Below are 3,351 nucleotides of genomic sequence, written 5' to 3' on the forward strand. Positions count from 1 at the left end.
CATCGCAGCGTTACCTGGGTGAACCTTCCATTAAGTAGAAGCTAGACCGCTTGCGCGCCGTTACGGTTCGGATTTTTTCAGGCTGGACGCCTGCCTGGCAGCGGGCATAGGCTGTCGGCCTTTGCGAATGACAGAGGAACACAGGATATGAGCCGCATCTACGCAGACAACGCCCAGTCCATCGGCAATACGCCGCTGGTGTTTATCAACCGCCTGGGCCCCAAGGGCGTGACCATTCTGGCCAAGATTGAAGGGCGTAACCCGGCCTATTCAGTGAAGTGCCGCATTGGCGCCAATATGATCTGGGACGCCGAAGAGCGGGGCGTGCTCAAGCCTGGCATGACCATTGTTGAGCCCACCTCCGGCAATACCGGCATTGGCCTAGCCTTTGTCGCCGCTGCCCGTGGTTATAAGTTGCTGCTGACCATGCCGGCGTCCATGAGCTTGGAGCGGCGCAAAGTGCTTAAAGCCCTGGGTGCGGAGCTGGTGCTTACCGAGCCGGCCAAAGGTATGAAAGGCGCCATCGAAAAGGCCGCTGAAATTGCTGCCTCCGATGCCAGTACCTACTTTCTACCGCAGCAGTTCGAAAACCCGGCCAACCCGGCTATCCACGAAAAAACCACCGGCCCGGAAATCTGGAACGACACCGAAGGCGCTATTGATGTGCTAGTGGCAGGCGTGGGTACTGGCGGCACTATTACCGGCGTGTCGCGCTATATCAAAAACACCTGCGGCAAACCGATTATTTCTGTGGCGGTGGAGCCCACGGGTTCGCCGGTAATCACCCAGGCGCTGGCGGGGGAGGAGATAAAACCCGCTCCACACAAAATCCAGGGCATTGGCGCCGGCTTTGTGCCGAAAAACCTCGACCTCAGCATGGTTGACCGCGTTGAGTTGGTCGACGACGAAGAGGCCAAAGCCATGGCCCTGCGCCTGATGCGAGAAGAAGGGATTCTTTGCGGTATTTCCTGTGGCGCCGCCATGGCTGCGGCCGTGCGCTTGGCCGAGCGCCCGGAAATGCAAAATAAAACCATCGTCGTGATATTGCCGGACTCTGGCGAGCGTTACCTGACCAGCATGTTGTTTAGCGATATGTTCACTGAGCAGGAATTGCAGCAGTAATCAGCGTCGGTGCGCACAGCCCTACAGAGCAAACGTCGTCCGTAGGGTGTGCTGTGCGCACCAGGTGCTCTGCGGTTATGCCGCCACCTTCGAAGGCGTCGGCCTAACCACCAGCCACAGCGCCAAGCCAATCAATAACCCGCCATACAGATACGCCCACGACAGCGGCTCACCCAGCAGCAACACGCCCCACAACACACCAAACGGCGGCACCGCAAAGGTAACGGTGGAGGAGCGTATTGGGCCGATATCGGTGATCAGGCGGAAATACAGCACATAGGCAAACGCGGTACACACCAGGCCCAAGCCGGCCAACGACAGCCACACCGTCATGCCGCCCCAACTGGCCGGCGGCTGTTCAACCAGCGCATAGCCAAACAACGGCAGCAGAAACAGCGTGGCGCCAAACATGCTGCCGCAGGCAGTGAGGCGGTTATCCAGCGGCACGCCGCCGAGCCACTTGCGTGTTAAGAAGCCGGCAAAGCCATAGCAAGTAGTCGCCACCAGGCAGGCCGCCGCGCCCCAGAGCAATTGCGCATCAAAGGCCACTGGGCCGGTGCGTGTCAGCAGGCCCACGCCAAACAGCCCAAGCAATACGCCCAAGGTTTTGCTTTTAGTCGGCGGTTCGGCAAAAAACAACATACCGATAAGCACACCCATCAGCGGCGTCGTGGCGTTAAAGATGGAGGAGTAACCGGCCGGCAGTACCATCGCCGCCAGGCAATACATGGTGGCCGGCAAACCCGAGTTGATCACCCCTAGGGCCAGGCAGTGGCGCAATTTGCCGTGGAAATTCCACTGCACGCGCATCACCGCCACTATGACGACCAACCCAACGGCGGCCAGCGCCACGCGAAAAAACGCGCTAGGCAGTGGCCCGAGCACCGGCACAATCACCCGCATAAACAGAAAGCTTGCGCCCCAAATGGCAGCCAGGCTTAGCAGGCGAACGTAATCGGCAAGTCTCACAGCACTCTCCAGCCCTTATAAAAGAGGCGAGAGTGTTGCCGCTCATTGGCGGATTGGCAATCCGCATGTTGCGGTTGAATTGGCCAAGCACGTGCCTGTGGGACCGCGCCAGTTAGCCCGGTGTGAATTCGCCCGCTAAACAGTGGGAGGCGTTTGCCAGCGCTGTAGGTTCGGCCGCAATTAGTCGGCGAAGGCATCTTTACGGTCGTGGGAAGGCAGCATCAACATCAGGCGATGCATATCCACCATCAGGTAACGACCTATCCGGCGAGAGGGTAGAACCCCTTGATCTATAAGGGTTTCGATGTGCTTTTGGCGATTAATTAAACCGGCCGCGAGACAGAAGCCTTTGACCGACAAGTAGCGTGGGCATTGGCTAAACCAGGCTGGGGTGAGTTCTATTCGTTTCATTGAGCTTCCTGCACCATCGCGGCCTGTCACTGCAATGACAGGCTTTACCTCCATGAATTTCTACGCCGTAGCTTATTACTAATAGTTAGTGAGTCAATTCGGATCTACTAACTGGTAGTAAAATTCGGAAATACGGTCGTTATCTCAACAGGATGTGCAGATGAACACTCAACGTTTTCTGTTTACCGCCGGCCAACGCCTGCGTGGCTTACGCGAACTGATGGGGCTTAACCGCCCAGCTTTTGAGCAATTGACCGGCATCGACGCCAAGCGCCTGGAAAATATCGAAAATGGATACCAGCGCATGCATGACATGGACTTTGAAAAGGTCTGCAGCTTGTATCCCGAGTTCGCCCGCTGGATCACTTACGGCGGCCCGGTTGATGGCGATTTGCTCGACCTTAAAGTCGCTGACTCCGCGCAGATGAACGCGGTTTATCTGGTGCAGCGCAACCCTGGGCTGCTCAACAACATTGGGCTGTCGCTTGAGGACTGGACCGAGCGCCACCAGCCGCAATTGCAACTGTTAAGCGAGAGTGAACAGCTACACAAACGCCAGTTGGCGCTGGAGGCTGAGCAGGAGGATTGCATTGAAGGCGAAAGCGAGCCTGTGGATGACGACACGCTTCAACGCTGAGCGATAGTCGTCGCCAACTGCCGCAAGTAAGCCACTACATCGGCTGCGCCAGCTAGGCGCAGCCCCTCACCGAGGGCGGTGGCTTCGGCGGAGTGCTTGGGCAGCAAAAGAAACTCCGGCGCGCCGGGTGTACGCAGCATGGCCAGGCGTGCGTAGGGCAGGCCGTTATCCAGCAGCAAGCCCATAAACTGCGGGTCGCTCCAGGCCTGAAC

At 58.0% G+C, this 3,351-nt stretch carries 4 protein-coding genes and 1 pseudogene; 2 read left to right on the top strand and 3 right to left on the bottom strand.

Annotated features, from left to right (window positions below):
• Nucleotides 1-147: 147 nt before the first annotated feature.
• On the top strand, nt 148-1,122 hold the full coding sequence (cysK, locus tag AAAB16_RS26185) for a cysteine synthase A (protein WP_340666002.1): 975 nt from the start codon (nt 148-150) through the stop codon (nt 1,120-1,122).
• A gap of 75 nt (nt 1,123-1,197) precedes the next feature.
• Here cysK and AAAB16_RS26190 read toward each other — a convergent pair whose 3' ends face one another.
• Together AAAB16_RS26190 and AAAB16_RS26195 are read right to left on the bottom strand one after the other, a co-directional pair.
• A complete protein-coding gene (locus AAAB16_RS26190) occupies nt 1,198-2,091 on the bottom strand; it encodes a DMT family transporter (RefSeq protein WP_340666003.1) in 894 nt (297 codons plus the stop codon).
• 180 nt (nt 2,092-2,271) lie between these two features.
• Nucleotides 2,272-2,502: a hypothetical protein gene (locus tag AAAB16_RS26195; RefSeq protein ID WP_340666004.1), complete on the bottom strand. Its 231-nt coding sequence runs from the start codon at nt 2,500-2,502 to the stop codon at nt 2,272-2,274.
• 160 nt (nt 2,503-2,662) lie between these two features.
• Between AAAB16_RS26195 and AAAB16_RS26200 the strand changes: the two genes are divergently transcribed.
• On the top strand, nt 2,663-3,139 hold the full coding sequence (locus AAAB16_RS26200) for an XRE family transcriptional regulator (protein ID WP_340666005.1): 477 nt from the start codon (nt 2,663-2,665) through the stop codon (nt 3,137-3,139).
• Here the strand turns inward: AAAB16_RS26200 and AAAB16_RS26205 are convergent.
• Nucleotides 3,130-3,351: pseudogene (locus AAAB16_RS26205) on the bottom strand (hypothetical protein); the annotation flags it as partial. The gene AAAB16_RS26200 and the pseudogene AAAB16_RS26205 sit on opposite strands and share 10 nt — an antisense overlap.

This window comes from Pseudomonas sp., from assembly GCF_037994325.1.
Taxonomy (GTDB): domain Bacteria; phylum Pseudomonadota; class Gammaproteobacteria; order Pseudomonadales; family Pseudomonadaceae; genus Aquipseudomonas.